This window comes from Methanobrevibacter sp. (assembly GCF_015062935.1).
Taxonomy (GTDB): Archaea; Methanobacteriota; Methanobacteria; order Methanobacteriales; family Methanobacteriaceae; genus Methanocatella.
The window spans coordinates 51,324-66,749 of sequence record NZ_SUTM01000013.1; the positions used below are offsets into that span (position 1 = coordinate 51,324).

The following is a 15,426-nucleotide window of genomic DNA, read 5'->3' on the forward strand; positions in this document are numbered from 1 at the left end:
AATCAAAAAATAAAAATCATCGCAGTATAAGTCAACAAAAATCAAAAAATAAAAATCATCGCAGTATAAGTCAACAAAAATCAAAAAATAAAAATCATCGCAGTATAAGTCAACAATTTGAATAATTTAGTTTAAACCCAATACTGCCCAATAACCTATTTTTACAGCTATCCGATTAACTGTTCATCAGAAAAACAAGAAATATTCATGAAACGGATATGTATGATATTCTTCAAGTCTTCTGCTGGCGAAATTAACCTTATACCCATAATGGTCGTCATCCCCATCCTTTTCAAACATCACGCATGTTTTAAAAGAGTCATTCACGACAAGCCTGCCGGTTTGTGTTGAAAAATCATGTCCCTCATAGCAGAACTCGTATTTATAGTCGTTTTGCCTTTCAATGAGGCTGACTGCATCCCTGAACCACTTCATGGACTGCAGGCGGTCATGGTGAGTGTATCCGTAGCGGTACTCAAGGGTTCCTGAAAAGGGATCATAGCTGACGGTGATTTCGGTGTCGAGATATTCATTTTCAATCCTGAATGTGATTCTGATATCATCGCCGTTCTGGTTGAGGGAAAATGTGCAGTTTCGAGGTTTAATCTCAACGCAAGAAATTAGCCGTGCCTTTTGCTCTGAGGTCAGCTGCAGCCTTCCGGCATATGACGAAAACTGGCTGTATGGAATGTTATTGAAACTTATCTTTATAGGTTCAAAGTCTTCAAAATCACTATAGGATTGCCCACGGTCCTCATCTCTGTCCCTTCTCTGCCAGACAAGATACGGCAGTTCGTTTTCATCTTCCCTGAAATGGTCTCTCATCAAATCACCCCTTTTTTTGTAGAATGATAATATGTTGTCTTCAAAAATATATAAGTTGTGGCTTTTAATAGTAACCGGTTTTAACTACATTAACAACATTCTATATATACAATGACATCTTAATCTAATCATAAAGGTGAAAACATGACAGGAATTATTTATCTGATATTATTTTTCATTATCGTTGCCGCCTGCTGTGCTCTTGGTGATGACAAAAGCTCAGGAAACACATCATCCAGAAAAACACAAACAGTCAATAGAAATACATACAGCAGCAATACACGAAGTTACAATGACGATTACTGTGAATGCCCTTCCTGCGGAGCACCATATTATGACGGCTACTGCGAGGAGTGCGGATACCCCGACATCAACCAGGGATGGATCGGTGAGAACTACTAATCCACATCACACACCACCATACAATCATCCCATTATATTCAACACATCCCAAATAAAATAGGCACCATCATTTATAAAGTTCAATTTAATTAATCGGATTTTACATTAACGGCAATGTTTTGTAAAATACATCACTGCTTGAAACGTGAGTATATATGAAAGAGTTAAAAAAAGTTATTTTAGTATGATTATTGCGGACGTTAATGTAAGTCACATTTCGCCAAGTGCCTTTCGGGTTGCCTTGAGAGCACCTGCACTGTGTATGCGGACAACACGGTTGGCGTCATTTTGTGAAATCTCCTCAAGCCTTTCAAGATATGGGATTACAGATTCTGGTTTGGTTTTTCCAACAACCCTGAACATTTCAGGCGCCTCAATCCTTACTTTATCGCTTGAATCGGATATCATGTCAAAAAATATGTCAAGATTATCACAGAACATTTCGGGATTGTTTGTTGCGATGTTTTCACAGGCCCAGATGAATGCATGGCGTACGTTTTCATCTATGTCAAAGCGAAGCTCCATAAGATTTTCAATATAATCAGCTACAAGGCTCACATCGCCCCTGCCTATCCTTCCAAGAGCATTGGCCGACCTTTCCCTAAGCTTTGAATCGCTACTGTCCATGTATGAGGCAATATCTGCGACATAATCTGAGATTTCATCAGTGTGCTTGAGTCCCATCTCTCCCAGAAGCCACAGCGCCTTTGCCTTGACTTTAGAAGAATAGTCTTCGCCAAGTATTGATGCAACATCATCAATTTTAACACCCCATGACATTCTCTGCTTTGTAATGTCTCTCAGTTGAGTTAAAATAACCCCATCGTCCATAAAAACACCAGATAATTATATGACCCTGATGCTACATATATCTTATTGAAAAAGGAGTTGTTTTTAGATGAAAAGCAGTATAGAAGTAAAACAGACTGATATAGTGGAACTTGAAGCTGACGTTATTGTAAATGCGGCAAACAGCTCTCTTGCAAGTGGAGGTGGCGTTTGCGGAGCAATATTTAGAGCTGCAGGTTTTAAAAAGCTTGAAGATGCATGCAGAAAAATCGGAGGATGCCCTACAGGTTCGGCGGTAATCACACCGGGCTTTGATTTGAAAGCGGATTACATCATCCATGCCGTAGGTCCTGTCTGGTATGGCGGAAGTGACAGTGAAGCTGAACTTCTCTACAGCGCATATGAAAATTCCCTGAAACTGGCAATGGAAAACGGATGCCGTTCAATAGGTTTTCCCGTGATTTCATCAGGAATTTACGGATATCCGAAAAATGAAGCATGGCAGATAGCCATTAAAGCCTGCAGGGATTTCATCAAAGACAACCCCGACTATCCGATAAGCATCACCTTTGCTGTGAGAAGCGATGAAAGCAGATTACTGGGTGAAAAGACAATCAAAGAGATTTTATGATTTTCTCACCCTCAGGTGTCAGACGGTAAAGCCTTCCCCTTTTGACTTCGGGATTGATGCACTCAACAAGTCCGTGATTTCTTAACTGCCCCAGTGTGTTTGAGATGTGGTTTTGAAATATTTCAGCGTCAACGGCAATTTCAGAGGGCATCTTCACCTCACCTTCAAGAGACCTCATCACCCTCAGCCTGTACTGGGATCTTCTGACGTATTTTACCTCATCATCCATTTAAATCACTAGTCGTATCCCTGTGATTCAAGATATTCATCAATCTTGTCGTTGTCACCGTATTCGTAATGGTCATAGTACCAGTCGGGATCGTTTTTGGCTATTACGTTCGGTGAGTCGTCAACTCCCCCGTAATGGGAGGATGAATGTGAACTGCCACTGCTGCTTGATGATGAACTTGACCCTGTGTGGTAGCTGGAGTATGAATCTGACGGGGAGTACGGATCCATTGTCAGGTTTACAATGCAGCTTGAAACTGTTAAAAAGAGTATTGTACATACTATTAGGACGGCCAGTATCTGTTTGTTCTGGCTCCATGTCTTGAAATCTTCAAGAAGTTTTGGATTTGAATGTCCGTTTGCAATCTGAACATCCTGATATGCCGCATAGAATCCATATGCCCATACCAGCATGGTAAATACCATAAAAACATTTACAAAAACAGCTAAAGCTGCAAAAAGTATTCTTAATGCGATGATTATCATTCCCTTTTGGGTATTTCCTGCATATACTGAACCCAGTCCTGATAAAATGAACGAGAGCACAAGGGCAAGGTAAATGTTTTTGTGATGTGTTTTTTTGATTTTGTGTCCGCAGCTGGAGCAGAATGATGCTCCTTCTGGAATTTCGCTTCCGCAGTTTTCACAGTACACGGTAAATCACCTGTTTTTAAAAAAAAGATATGTTTGCAGCTATTCGTGGAGCTGCAGGATTCCTTTCTTGCTGACTATCTTGTCGATTCCTGAGTTTTTAATCATTCTGAAACATATTGGGCAGGGTTCGGCGTCTTCTATTTCAAGCCATTCGCCGTCATCATACTTTTCTCCAGCAAGATAGATTGTTGAGCCGAGCATTTCGTTTCTGCTTGCGCTGATCATTGCATTCTGTTCGGCGTGGACTGAAAAGCAGTCGTTATAGTTTCCTGAATTTGACGGAAGGTTCATCCTCTGGCAGTCCCCTCTGTCGCAGCAGTTTTCCTCTCCTCTAGGGTTGCCGTTGTAACCTGTACTTACTATCTCGTCGTTGTTGACAATTACTGCACCGTATCTTCTTTTAAGACATGTGCTTCTTTTTGATACTGCAAGAGCGATTGCAAGATAATACTCGTTCTTGCTCATACGATTTGCATTGTTTTCATCTGCCATAAAATAATCACCCGGTTAAAACATGAAAAATAATTTTTTTCCTGATTATACTATTTGGTGTTAATCTTATATTAACTTTGAATGGATTATCTGAGGTCACTGTCAGGTGAAATCTGGCTAGTTTTTAACATTATTGTGCAAGAATTCTCCGGCTTCTTTAAGCCGGGAGATGAATTGCACTTTTAAGAGAGGGTGTTGTATTTTTGGAATTTTTTTTGCAAAATAAAAAAATATACTGTATTACTTTTCAAATGCTCTTAGATAAACTCTATTTATTATAAAGATATATAAGTTGTTATAAGAAAAAGAAAACATATTTTTTTTGATGTTTAATCAAAAAAATTAAATCGATGTTTTTTTTTCGAGTATACAAATTAAATTAATGAGATTTTTGTCTAAAAAAGGTGTGGGGAGCAATTATGGTTGATAAAACTTTTATTTTGACCGATAAGATTGAGTTTGTCCCTGATGAGGATTTAGAAGGGGAATTAAATTTCAATTTACGGGCAACCGGTTATGTATTCAACAAAACATTAGAATACAGCATTTACCGTGAAAACCTAGTCAAAGAATTTGGAATAGGAAAAACATGTAAAATCAACCGTAATTACACACAAAAAATCGTAAGAAATCTAAAAAAACAAAAACCATTCCTGAAAAAAGCAGAATCCACCTGCATACAAGCATCCACCGACCGTCTCATAAAAGCATATGATGGATACTACGATGGAAGAACCGGACACCCCAAGTTCAAGTCCCTTAAAAAAAATCCAGTAAAATCCATCACACTCAGAAACAACGAATATGAAACTAAAAACGGAATAAAAGGTTCTATAAGATGGGAAGATAACAAATTACACTTAAACAAACTAGGATACATTGAAGTCAAACATAAAAGAGACATCGACGGCAAAATCAAAGAAGCCACAATCCTAAAAGAAAACGGAAAATGGTTCGTCTGCATAACATATGAAGTAGAAAAAATACAACCAAGGGACACATTTTCCGGCCCTTCTTTATATGTAGGCATAGATGTGGGATTAACAGACTTCCTAACATTTTCCAACGGAAAAGTCATACACAAACCCGATTTAAAAAAAATAAACCGTAGAATACAATATTACCAACAAAAACTAGCACGCCAAAAAGAAGGTGGATCCAACTGGAAAAAAACACTAAAAAAACTCCACAAATGGATAAACAAGAAAAACAATGTCGTCAACGACTATTATCATAAAATATCCTACAATATTGTAAAACACTGCGAATTCATAGCAATGGAAACATTAAACATACGAGGAATGATACGAGCAAGAAGTTTAAGCAGAAGCATTCATGAAATAGGCTGGGGAAAACTCATTGAAATGATACGATACAAATCAGAATGGTACGGACGTGAATTCGTACAAATCGATCGATGGTTCCCTTCCAGTAAAAGATGCAATGTTTGTGGTGAAATAAATCATGGTTTAGGTCGTGATGAAAGAGAATGGGAATGTCCACGCTGCCATAGCATACTTCAAAGAGATGTTAATGCTGCAAAAAATATTTTAGACGAAGCTCTACGCGCCACTGGTTCAATGGTGCTATGCTTAGTAGATTTCATACCTATTGGTCAAGGCAAATTCGAATATTATTACGAATGGAAAGGCTTTGACAAAACAATAGGTATGGCCTAAGAATCTCCAGCTTCTACAAGCTGGAGAGGTTCAAGAATACTACTCGCCCCCGTCAAGTGTGAAATCGGCAAAGGTGTCCCTTTCAGGTGTGTCTGTAAGCCTCAGGCTTTTTTCAACGTCCATTGCCAGGGCATCGCAGTCCGCCTTGATGGCGTCAAGATGCATGAGAATTCGCTGCTTTTCCTCATTTATTCTTTCAATGTTTTTGTAAGGGTAGATGCATTCCTTAAGCATCTCGTATTCTATTGTAGTGTACGGGTATTCGTTAAGCCGTTTGCATACGCTTATGAGGACAGAGTGGAGGAATTTATTCATTTCCACCTTGACCTGGTCCCTGATCATCTTGTCGTCGTCAAGATGCTTTCTCATGAGGCGTGTTACCTCATTTTTGGCGAAAGGCAATTTTTCCGGTTTTTCATTAATTTTTTCGTAAGTCATAATTTTTTTCCTGTTATTTGATGGTTGAAACATTACATGTTGTCTAATATTATATTGTGTTGAGGCAGTATATAAAGGTATCGTTTTAATTAAAATATTGACTGTTTATTCTTATACTTTATTGCTTAAAATATAAAATAAATTAACCTAAATACAATAATTATAATATTATATTATTCTGTAAAAACCGTTGAATTAAAATTAAAAGCCAATGAAAACTTTTCAATTTAAACAATCGGAAATATCATTATAATGCAGGATAAATTTTGCAATTTGGAAAAAAAGGAATTGCTGCAATTACCTTAAAAATAGCTAAAAAACCAGATAAATACAAAAAAGTGATGGTAAAATATATATTTAAAAAAAAGAAAGCTAATTGTTTAAAAGACCCTCATAAAAATTAGCTATAATTAAAAGATTAAAAAACAGAAAAAAGAATAATTTTAAATGTTTTATCTAAAAAAAATAGGAAAAATAAGTGAAAGTTAATTCCACCTATTTTTTGACTTTTATGCTGTATTTTACAGTATCCTTAAGGTATGTTGCCTGATAGGTAACCTTTTTGGATACTTTCAATTTTTTAAGGACAGTTGATTTTATTGTTAATTTTGCAACTCCCTTCTTGTCGGTTTTTGCAGTGTATTTCTTGCCGTTGAACTTGAAGGTAATCTTTTTGCCCTTAATGTATTTCTTGTTTATCTTTGCAAGTGTTGCGGTTAGAACAAGCTTTTTGGCTGATTTCTTGACAGCGACTTTTTTGAGTGTCATGAGGTGTTTAACTGTCAGGGTAGCTTTTTTTGTAACTCCAAGGGATGTTATCTCCAGCTTGTATGTTCCAGGAATCTGGGTTACCTTGAACTTGCATTTTCCGTCTGCATCGGCAGGCATTGTCTTGAACTTCTTGCCATTGACCTTGATTACCACTTCAGCAGCAGCAGGTTTTCCTCCGAATCCCTTAACTGCAATCTGGTAGTATGTTCCTGCAGTGTAGGTTACCTTTGCGTTTGAAGCGGTGATTGAAGGGTTTATTATTTCAACGTTTCCGTTCTGCACTGCACCATTGTATTTGTCATCACCTGAATAGCTTATTTCATATTCATAGTTTCCGTCTGCAAGTGCAGGTAGTGCAAGTGTTACGATTCCGCCTGAAACATCAAAACTGTATTTTTCACCGTTTACTGTTAGTGTTACTGTTCCTGTTGCATCACTTGGAAGGGTTACATGAGCTGTTCCGTCCTCAAATTCTGTGACTTTCATGTCGGGATTGATTGTAATGTCCTTGTCTGAATTGTAGTTTCCTTGCATGCTGAAACCTGCATATTGGTCGTCACCTGAGTATGTGATAGTATATGGATTGTCACCGGTCACATCAGGGAAAGTGACAATTGCCTTACCGTCAACAACATCGAACTCATAGTCCTCACCTGCAATGGTCAATGTGACCTTACCCTTTGCATCGGCCGGAAGGCTGACAGGAATGTCCCTTGATCCTTCACCAGGAGGAGTTATTTTAATGTCATCCTGAGAGATTTTGCCTAAAACCCTGAATGTTTTTGAAGCGCTGGAATCAATATAGTTGTCACCTGCTGAAAATATGGCATCAACAGAATATGAACCCTTTGAAAAAATGCCCATATCAACAGAAGAGTCTTCATCTGCAATGACATTGACATACTGAACAGCATCACCAATTTTAATCTCAACTGTACCGTCCTCGGAAGCCCAAATATTGACAAATACATTTTCATCATCTGTAACATCGGCAACGTCAACAGCAACTGAAGTCGGCTTTTTATTAACAGTGAATGACTTGGTGAATGTCTTTTGAACAACCCTCGGATTTGAAGGAGTAATTACAATTCTGATTTCATGACTGCCTGCTGAAGGATAGCCCAATGAAATTTCAGCGCTTTTATTTGCTTCAACATCCATATAATCCCAATAAGAATCGTCAAGATATATTCCAATGCCTCCGTCTACATTGCCTGTAACTTTTACAACAGTTTCTTGTGAATAGATATTGTCTGAAACATCTATTTTCACGTCAGCTATTTCATTTTTGATGATTGTCACTGTTGCATTGACAGGACTTACCACATAGTCAGGCTCTTCAACACTGAATACAAACAGATATGTGCCTTCTGTTATGTTTACTGTCCAGCCGTCACCGGAGCTGAATTCAAATGTGTCTGCAAGCACATCACCTTTGTATGCTCTCAGTGTTACTGTGGCATTGTTGATGTATTGATAGTAGCCTGAATAGAGGTAGGCATAAATCAGGTCACCCTGATAATATTCAGCTTCAAGGTATTCAATGTCCAATTGTGCCCTTTTAAGAATTATGTTGTCATCAAATGTGGAGTCTTTTACTGTCACGTTGTATGTCGGATTGTCACCGAATGCAGTGTTTCTTATAAATCTGCAGTTTTCAGCGAAGTTATTGTCACCGTAGATTGCAGCTGCAGTGCCTGTTGCGTAGTTGTCTTCAAATGTGCATCCGATTGCATCACAGCCATATACAGCAGCACCGTTAAATGCAGTGTTGTTTTTGAAGGTGGAATCCTTTAATGTAGTTTTTGAATTTGCTGAATATACTGCACCCCCATATGCATTGTAATCAAGATTTACAGAGTTATTTGTGAAAGTGGAACCGATGAAATCAGCATTGCTGTTGTATAAGTATATTGCCCCACCACCTGAATTTGCGAAGTTTTCAATGAAATCAGTATCTTTTACTGTGAGATTTCCGTCAATTGAATATACTGCTCCACCATAGGAATTTGCAAAGTTTTCAATGAAATCTGAATCTGTTATTGTGAGATTTCCTTCAGCGGAATATACTGTTCCTGCAAAATCTGCATTGTTATTCATGAAATTGGATTTTGAAACATCAGTCTTTGATTTTGATGAAAATATGCATGAACCCTGAGATGCACGATTATTGGTGAAATTACAATACTGCAATGAGACTTCACTTTCTTCACAGGATAGGGCACCACCATAAGCATCATAACTGGCATTTACATAATTATCTGTAAAACTGCAAGAAATGACATCGGCATTTGCATTAGACAGCTTAATTGCCCCACCATATGAAACAAAACTATTTGAATTGACAGTATTGCTGTTAAATCTGCAGTCAAAGACTGTGAAATTACCATTGATAAGGGATACGGCACCTCCATTCCATGCTGCAATGTTATTTGTAAAGCTGCAATTAATAAGTGAAGCTTCACCTTTGTCTGCAAGTAGTGCACCTGCATCGTTATCTGCCTTATTATTGTTGAAGTTTGAGTTTTCTACACCTGCATTGCAGTTATATAGATATACTGCACCACCGCTGGCATATTTAGCGAAGTTGTCTGTAAAGTCACATGATAGAATAGAAACATTACCGTTAATCAAATACAGGCAAGGTCCATATCCTGCAGTGTGTCCTGTGATATCACAGTCCTCTACATGGACATTGGAACTATCTGAATATATTGCACATCCTTCATATAATGCATCATTTACAAAATCACACGCAACAACTGAAATTTCACCATATCTTGAGTGTATGGCAATACCCCACACGGCATTGTTATCGGCAAATCTGCAGTCTGAAATATTTACATTACCCTGCATCGAATAAACTGCACCTCCTCCGGCAGGATACTCATCTGAATGTGCAGAATTGCCTGTGAAATTGCATTCATTTAGGTGAACATGACCTCCGTTTACAAATATTGCTCCCCCATTGGCATTATCATAACTTGAATATACAGAATTTTTAATGAAATCACAATTCACAATATCGACATTAGCATCTGCCAGATAAAGAGCGCCACCATACTCGCAGGTAGAATTTATAAAACTGCAATCTTCAATTGTGGCATTGCTGTTAAATACAGATACTGCACCACCATCAAATGTGCCGCTATTGTTTTCAAAACTGCATTCTTTAATGGTGATATTATCTTCCTTTGAATAAATTGCACCGGCATAAAACCTGCCGTAACCTCCATTGAAAGTGTTGTTCACAATTGTAACCTCACCACAGCAAGTTGCAACTGCACCGCCATAATATCCGGCATTATCTGTAAATGTACAACCTTCAACAGTTATTTCATGACCCTCAGAATAGATTGCACCTCCATGTGTATTCATATCTGTTCGGGTAAGATTGTTTTTCCTGAAGCTGCAGTTGACAACTGAACTGTTACTGTCACTAAGACACAATGCACCGCCAAATATTCCTGCAGTATTGTTATCAAAACTGCAGTCTGTAAATGAAACATTACCTTCACTTAGATATGCGGCGCCACCGTTAGTGTCGTAGGAATATTTAGAATATAAGCTATTGTTATTGAAATTGCTTGCGTCAAATGTAATGTCACTTCCTGATGCATATACTGCTCCACCATATGCATAATACTTACAGTCCAGGACGTTGTCTGTAAAATCACAGCCTGTAAAATCGGCAATGGAAGCATTTAATGATATGGCACCCCCTTCAAGCTGGGCGACATTTTCGATGAACCTGCAGTTGATAAAGGAAGAGTCTGTGCAATTGATATTTAATGCACCTGATTTATATCCCACATTACCAATAAATCTGCAGTCTTCGACTGTAACTTTGGAATTGCTTGATGATAATGTCCCATATAATATTTCTGCATCATTTATGAAATCACAGTTTCTGAAATCACCGTCAGCATCAAACAGATATACTGAACTTCCCTCAACACCATAGTTATCCAAAAAGCTGCATCCATCAAAAGAAACATCACCTGCAGTTGAGGCAACACATGATCCGTAATATGCAAAGTTATCTTTAAAGCTGCAGTTCAAAATGGTTAGATTTTTCCCTATTGAATATATTGCCCCTCCATAAACAAAGTCAATATATGCATTTTCAAAGTTGATGTTTTTCAAAACCACATTGTCTGAAGTGATGTTGAATATCCTTGCATATTTCCTTGCATCGATTGTATGTCCGCATCCGTCAACTGTTAAAGGCCTGTCAATGACAATTCCTCCCCTTAACTCATCATCGTTATAGTAAACATAATCCATTTGCAGCCTGACGTCAGTGCTGTTTTTAATTAATGCATTTAAATCACTGAATGTCTTCTGTGATGAATCAGGAGGTGTCTGGTTTTTCTTTTCTATTTCAACAAAATCTCCTCCAAATGCCTGAACCCAGTAGATTGTTCCGTCAGCGGCCCTGTAACCTGCAATACCAACATGAGTAAAGTCATTACTGAGCATATTTCGCCTGTGACCCTGATCAGCAAAATCCAAAAAGTCCTCTTTCCATACTTCAGTGGCCATTTCAGCACTGACTGCAGGTGCAAGATTCTCACCCCATGTCCAAAACTTATCAGGATATGCTGAAAAACAGTCAGAACCATCAGGACGTGTATGTGAATATTTTACTGAACATTCCTTTGCCCTAATTTTTGCTGTCTCTTCCAATTCAGCATCCATTATTAACGGCTGAAGCTGGTTGTCTTCATGAGTATTGAAATATTCAATTCTTATATTGTTCGGTGCCCAAAACCATGCACCTTTCTCTGTTCTATAGTCATTCAAAATTTCATAGGCCTCAGAAGCGTCAACCCAACCTTCCTCTTCACCTACCAAATCATTTTCATCAGAATTTTCAAGTTTCACATCTGAATCTTCGGCCACGATTTCATCTGCGGCCAAATCTTCGCTCAATTCATCAGTTATGTTATCTTCAACTGCACTTACGCCCGATGCAGTCAGAAAGAAAAACAAAAGAAGAACTGAGACTAAAATTACCTTTTTATGTCCAATCATCTTTAAACTCCTTTTGAAATTCATAAGTTATATATAATTAATTGTTTAATTGTATCTAATATATAGATTACTGAATTCGGACAAAAAAAGAGGCGTTTATGAAAAAAAGAAAAAAATAAATGGAATGGCATGGTGAATAATGCCATTATTTTGAATTGTCAACAATCAGACCCTTATCTGATACTGCAGAGATTACTGCATCCCTGTAATAGGCACTGACTGCAATGATATTTTTAGATGAATTTCTCGCAATTTTCTTTTTTTGGATTTTAAATAATCCTTTGATAGTTGTTTCTTATTGCCAGAACTTCACCGTAATAGTCATCCGACATATTTCTGTCAATAGCTATTTCCATCCCATCACCTGTCATCATAGAACGGCTGGGCTCCGCACATCCAGAGGTTTGTGGTCTCATCCATTGTGTCTTCAAGATGGAATTCTGTTCCAGGCGCTATGACAATGTCAAGGTCGTTTTCGGATGGCCCTATCGGCAGGATCTTTTTTGATTTAGGCATCAGCAGAATGTTTGTGTATTTGAGGTCCTCACGGTATTTGGGATTGCTTGACACATATACAGGAACGTGAACTGTGAAAACTCCGTCGACAGCATTTTCCACCATGAGGTTTTCATCAAGCCTTATAAATAATGTGGTGTTTTCCTCAAGCTCCACTGAATGCTTTTCAAGAAGTTCAACCAGCCTGTTTATTGATTCCATCATCTCGTTTTCCTCTTCAGTGGGCTGTCTTAATATGTTTATGAATGATTCCATTGGAATATTGAGTTCTGTCTCGGTTAACGGATTTATCACCACTGTTGAGTATCTCTCTGACTGGCTTAGCATTTCCACAATGTCTGAAACATACATTATCATTGCTGAGCTTTTAAGTCCTGACTTTTCCATCATTTCATCGGATGTGAAAAGCGGCACTGCCTTTTCGCCTTCGCTGTTGGTGAGGTAGTTGATGTTGAATCCCGGCTGTCCTTCCGGTTCAAAGACATCCCCTTCCTTTGCATTTTCAATGCCTGCAAACATGTTTTCACTGAGTGATACGGGAAGGTACAGCTGAGCGTCCTTCACCGCTTCAAAAAATTCCCTCTGCATTTCAGGAGTTATTTCCCTTGCCATTATCTCTTCAAGACGTGAGTTGTCAATCTGTGTTTCCTTTTTAAGCTCTTCCAGTTTCTTTTCATCCATCTTATCACCTGTAAATAGTGCATCCGAGTCAAATACGAATGATTCGGATGCTGGATTAATTACAATTTTCTCTTCGGCCACGCTTAGAATGTCATCAAAGTCATATGCCTGTGCAAATACCTCATCATAGCTTTCAAATATCTTTTCAAACTCGTCAATGTCTGTAAAAAGAGGCAGATGTGCTTCGTCTTGACTGTTCCATATCAAAACGAAGTTGACGCCGTCGTCTGCATTGACGCATGGAATTATCAGGGATGATTTGAAAAGCTCACGGGCCAGTGCTGAAATGTCTTCGTCTGAGGGGTTTTCAGTGCCCAAAAGCCTTCTAAGTTCACCGTTTGAGATATCTTCAATTTTCATTAAAATCACTTTCCAGGATACTTGCACAAGAATATCCTGTTAAATCCGCAATCAGGCATTATCCGTCAAAATTTTGACATGCCAAGCTATTTAATCAAAAAAGAGTTAAATTAAAAATGTAAAATTTCAAAAAAAAATAGTTCTTAAAATGGAATTCCATGTATTGCTACATGGAAAACACTATATTTCATAAAGACAATTGATGTTTTGTATCTCATCATTTAAATACTTGAGCATCTTGAATTTTTTTGAAACCTTTTAAAACTCTTCTATGATTATCACTTTGACGAGGAAACATATAAATATTTTGTTACTAAAATGATAATAACATATGCTATCAGGAGTGAAATCATGAAAAAATTGAACCACAGATACGTCCTGCACATCCCGCTTTACAAAAACACAAATGGAAATCTTGAAGAGATTGAAATGGATGAAATTCTAAAAGAACTGATTGAAAGGCTTGATGAAAATGCCCACGACAGTTTTTATATCACAAAAGTCGAAAGCCACTACAAAAAAAGGTCATTTGAGGAACTGCTTTTATGTGTATTCACCCGTTCCGAAGACATTGAGGAGATTTTCAGAATGTGGTTTGTCGAAAACAACCACATCCTCGGCCAGGAGGCATTCGGCTTTGAACACAACAATACATTATGCATTGAGGATTTAAGCCATTGACTCCTCATTTAAAAAGTTACAGTTTAACTGCTTACGTGGTAAGTCTGGCCGCCCACATCAACTGTTCCATGTAGGTTTCCGTTGCTGTCCATATAGGAGTCAATCTGATAGTCCCCGTAGTCTGTGTGTCCGCTTTGATGTGACTCCACGCTTCCGTCATCATAGACTGTTCCGTATGTATCGGCAGAACCAGCATCACCTTCATAGTGTGATTCCACATCCCTTCCGTTTGAAGAGGATGAATAGCTTCCGGAACTTGAAGAGGAGGAACTTCCTGAAGATGAAATGCCGCCACTATAATCTGAGGTTGAATAATCATCTGAATAGCTTGAATAGTCATGTCTTGGTGCAAAGGCAGAAAAGACTGAAGCCACAACAATAAGAAGTATTATGATTGCCACAATTATTCCGGCAGCCTTTTTTGGAGAATCCCAAGCTTTAAAATCCTCAATGAGATTCGGATTTGCTACACCCTGCGCCCTTTTGACCTCATTGTAGGTTTCATACAATGCATATACCCATATTATCACTGCAATGACAGTGCACACAGGAACCGCAAGGCCCAGAATGGAAAAAATCAGTCCTCCAATAAAGAGGAGAATCCCTTTTTTGACGTTTCCTGCATATACGATTCCAAGTCCGGTTAGAAGAAATGAAATTACAAGTGCAAGAATTGTGTTCTTTTCATGTTTAACATCCGATTTTACATTTACCTTGAATTTATGGCCGCATTGCCCGCAGAATGTTGCATCATCAGGGTTTTCGGCCCCACATTTATCGCAAAACATATAATATAATTTGATAAATAAAGTATATATAAGTGGTGATTAATATGATATGTCCAAAATGCAGAAAAGCTATGGTGAAGATTCAAAGTTCTGTTTGGACTGCGGTGTTGAACTGGTTGAAAGTGCGGTTGTTCCTACACTTGACCCTGAAATGGGATCTCTTGATTTCCAGTTGGTAAACAGGAAAATATCCGAATATCAGCATGAGGCAAAGCTTGCTGACAGTGTCTACAAGGTCTATGTTACAAACGGCATTTCAAGGCTTGACAAGATTAACGGAAGGTTTCTGGCAACACAGACCGTCAAGCTGGACATCATTATAGAGCAGAACCAGCAGCTCATCAAGCAGAACAGAACCATAATTGAACTTCTTGAAAAATTGAACTACCTCGACCTGTAAGAGGTCGAGGATTCTTACTTCACGGGCTGGTACTTTCCCACGAAAGTAGAATTA

Annotated in this window: 15 protein-coding genes; 6 read left to right on the forward strand and 9 right to left on the reverse strand. The window is 38.3% G+C overall.

Features of this window, described 5'->3' with window-relative positions; all coding sequences use genetic code 11:
• Nucleotides 1-186: 186 nt before the first annotated feature.
• The gene (locus tag E7Z81_RS07595; RefSeq protein ID WP_292745953.1) at nucleotides 187-825 is read right to left on the reverse strand and encodes a hypothetical protein; all 639 of its coding nucleotides are present in this window, start codon (nucleotides 823-825) and stop codon (nucleotides 187-189) included.
• 144 nt (nucleotides 826-969) lie between these two features.
• Here E7Z81_RS07595 and E7Z81_RS07600 point away from each other — a divergent pair, with 144 nt between their 5' ends.
• The gene (locus tag E7Z81_RS07600; RefSeq protein WP_292745955.1) at nucleotides 970-1,227 is read left to right on the forward strand and encodes a hypothetical protein; all 258 of its coding nucleotides are present in this window, start codon (nucleotides 970-972) and stop codon (nucleotides 1,225-1,227) included.
• A 210-nt stretch (nucleotides 1,228-1,437) separates the two neighbouring features.
• On the opposite strand, the gene E7Z81_RS07605 is transcribed toward E7Z81_RS07600, so the two are convergent.
• The gene (locus E7Z81_RS07605) at nucleotides 1,438-2,058 is read right to left on the reverse strand and encodes a HEAT repeat domain-containing protein (protein ID WP_292745957.1); all 621 of its coding nucleotides are present in this window, start codon (nucleotides 2,056-2,058) and stop codon (nucleotides 1,438-1,440) included.
• 67 nt (nucleotides 2,059-2,125) lie between these two features.
• Between E7Z81_RS07605 and E7Z81_RS07610 the strand changes: the two genes are divergently transcribed.
• Nucleotides 2,126-2,647, forward strand: a complete 522-nt coding sequence (locus E7Z81_RS07610) for a macro domain-containing protein (RefSeq protein WP_292745959.1) — start codon at nucleotides 2,126-2,128, stop codon at nucleotides 2,645-2,647.
• Here E7Z81_RS07610 and E7Z81_RS07615 read toward each other — a convergent pair.
• Genes E7Z81_RS07615 through E7Z81_RS07625 form a run of 3 tightly spaced genes read right to left on the reverse strand, consistent with a single transcriptional unit; the run spans nucleotide 2,631 to nucleotide 4,021 of the window.
• Nucleotides 2,631-2,876, reverse strand: a complete 246-nt coding sequence (locus tag E7Z81_RS07615) for a transcriptional regulator (RefSeq protein ID WP_292745961.1) — start codon at nucleotides 2,874-2,876, stop codon at nucleotides 2,631-2,633. The genes E7Z81_RS07610 and E7Z81_RS07615 overlap by 17 nt on opposite strands.
• 8 nt (nucleotides 2,877-2,884) lie before the next feature.
• The gene (locus E7Z81_RS07620) at nucleotides 2,885-3,529 is read right to left on the reverse strand and encodes a zinc-ribbon domain-containing protein (RefSeq protein ID WP_292745963.1); all 645 of its coding nucleotides are present in this window, start codon (nucleotides 3,527-3,529) and stop codon (nucleotides 2,885-2,887) included.
• A gap of 39 nt (nucleotides 3,530-3,568) precedes the next feature.
• Nucleotides 3,569-4,021: a dCMP deaminase family protein gene (locus tag E7Z81_RS07625; RefSeq protein ID WP_292745965.1), complete on the reverse strand. Its 453-nt coding sequence runs from the start codon at nucleotides 4,019-4,021 to the stop codon at nucleotides 3,569-3,571.
• A 419-nt stretch (nucleotides 4,022-4,440) separates the two neighbouring features.
• Between E7Z81_RS07625 and E7Z81_RS07630 the strand changes: the two genes are divergently transcribed.
• Nucleotides 4,441-5,700, forward strand: a complete 1,260-nt coding sequence (locus E7Z81_RS07630) for a transposase (protein ID WP_292745967.1) — start codon at nucleotides 4,441-4,443, stop codon at nucleotides 5,698-5,700.
• 39 nt (nucleotides 5,701-5,739) lie between these two features.
• On the opposite strand, the gene E7Z81_RS07635 is transcribed toward E7Z81_RS07630, so the two are convergent.
• Nucleotides 5,740-6,138 (reverse strand): hypothetical protein, encoded by a 399-nt coding sequence (locus tag E7Z81_RS07635; RefSeq protein ID WP_292745969.1) that lies wholly within the window; start codon nucleotides 6,136-6,138, stop codon nucleotides 5,740-5,742.
• 266 nt (nucleotides 6,139-6,404) lie between these two features.
• Here E7Z81_RS07635 and E7Z81_RS07640 point away from each other — a divergent pair, with 266 nt between their 5' ends.
• A complete protein-coding gene (locus tag E7Z81_RS07640; protein ID WP_292745970.1) occupies nucleotides 6,405-6,542 on the forward strand; it encodes a hypothetical protein in 138 nt (45 codons plus the stop codon).
• Nucleotides 6,543-6,633: 91 nt separating this feature from the next.
• Here E7Z81_RS07640 and E7Z81_RS07645 read toward each other — a convergent pair whose 3' ends face one another.
• Both E7Z81_RS07645 and E7Z81_RS07650 read right to left on the reverse strand, forming a co-directional pair.
• The gene (locus tag E7Z81_RS07645) at nucleotides 6,634-11,946 is read right to left on the reverse strand and encodes an Ig-like domain repeat protein (RefSeq protein ID WP_292745972.1); all 5,313 of its coding nucleotides are present in this window, start codon (nucleotides 11,944-11,946) and stop codon (nucleotides 6,634-6,636) included.
• A 360-nt stretch (nucleotides 11,947-12,306) separates the two neighbouring features.
• Complete coding sequence (locus E7Z81_RS07650) at nucleotides 12,307-13,503, reverse strand: SseB family protein (RefSeq protein WP_292745974.1); 1,197 nt, start codon at nucleotides 13,501-13,503, stop codon at nucleotides 12,307-12,309.
• A gap of 351 nt (nucleotides 13,504-13,854) precedes the next feature.
• Between E7Z81_RS07650 and E7Z81_RS07655 the strand changes: the two genes are divergently transcribed.
• A complete protein-coding gene (locus E7Z81_RS07655) occupies nucleotides 13,855-14,184 on the forward strand; it encodes a hypothetical protein (protein ID WP_292745977.1) in 330 nt (109 codons plus the stop codon).
• Between the two features lie 23 nt (nucleotides 14,185-14,207).
• Here the strand turns inward: E7Z81_RS07655 and E7Z81_RS07660 are convergent, their stop codons facing one another.
• The gene (locus E7Z81_RS07660) at nucleotides 14,208-14,972 is read right to left on the reverse strand and encodes a zinc-ribbon domain-containing protein (RefSeq protein ID WP_292745979.1); all 765 of its coding nucleotides are present in this window, start codon (nucleotides 14,970-14,972) and stop codon (nucleotides 14,208-14,210) included.
• A 49-nt stretch (nucleotides 14,973-15,021) separates the two neighbouring features.
• Between E7Z81_RS07660 and E7Z81_RS07665 the strand changes: the two genes are divergently transcribed.
• Nucleotides 15,022-15,372 (forward strand): hypothetical protein, encoded by a 351-nt coding sequence (locus E7Z81_RS07665; protein ID WP_292745980.1) that lies wholly within the window; start codon nucleotides 15,022-15,024, stop codon nucleotides 15,370-15,372.
• Nucleotides 15,373-15,426 lie beyond the last annotated feature (54 nt).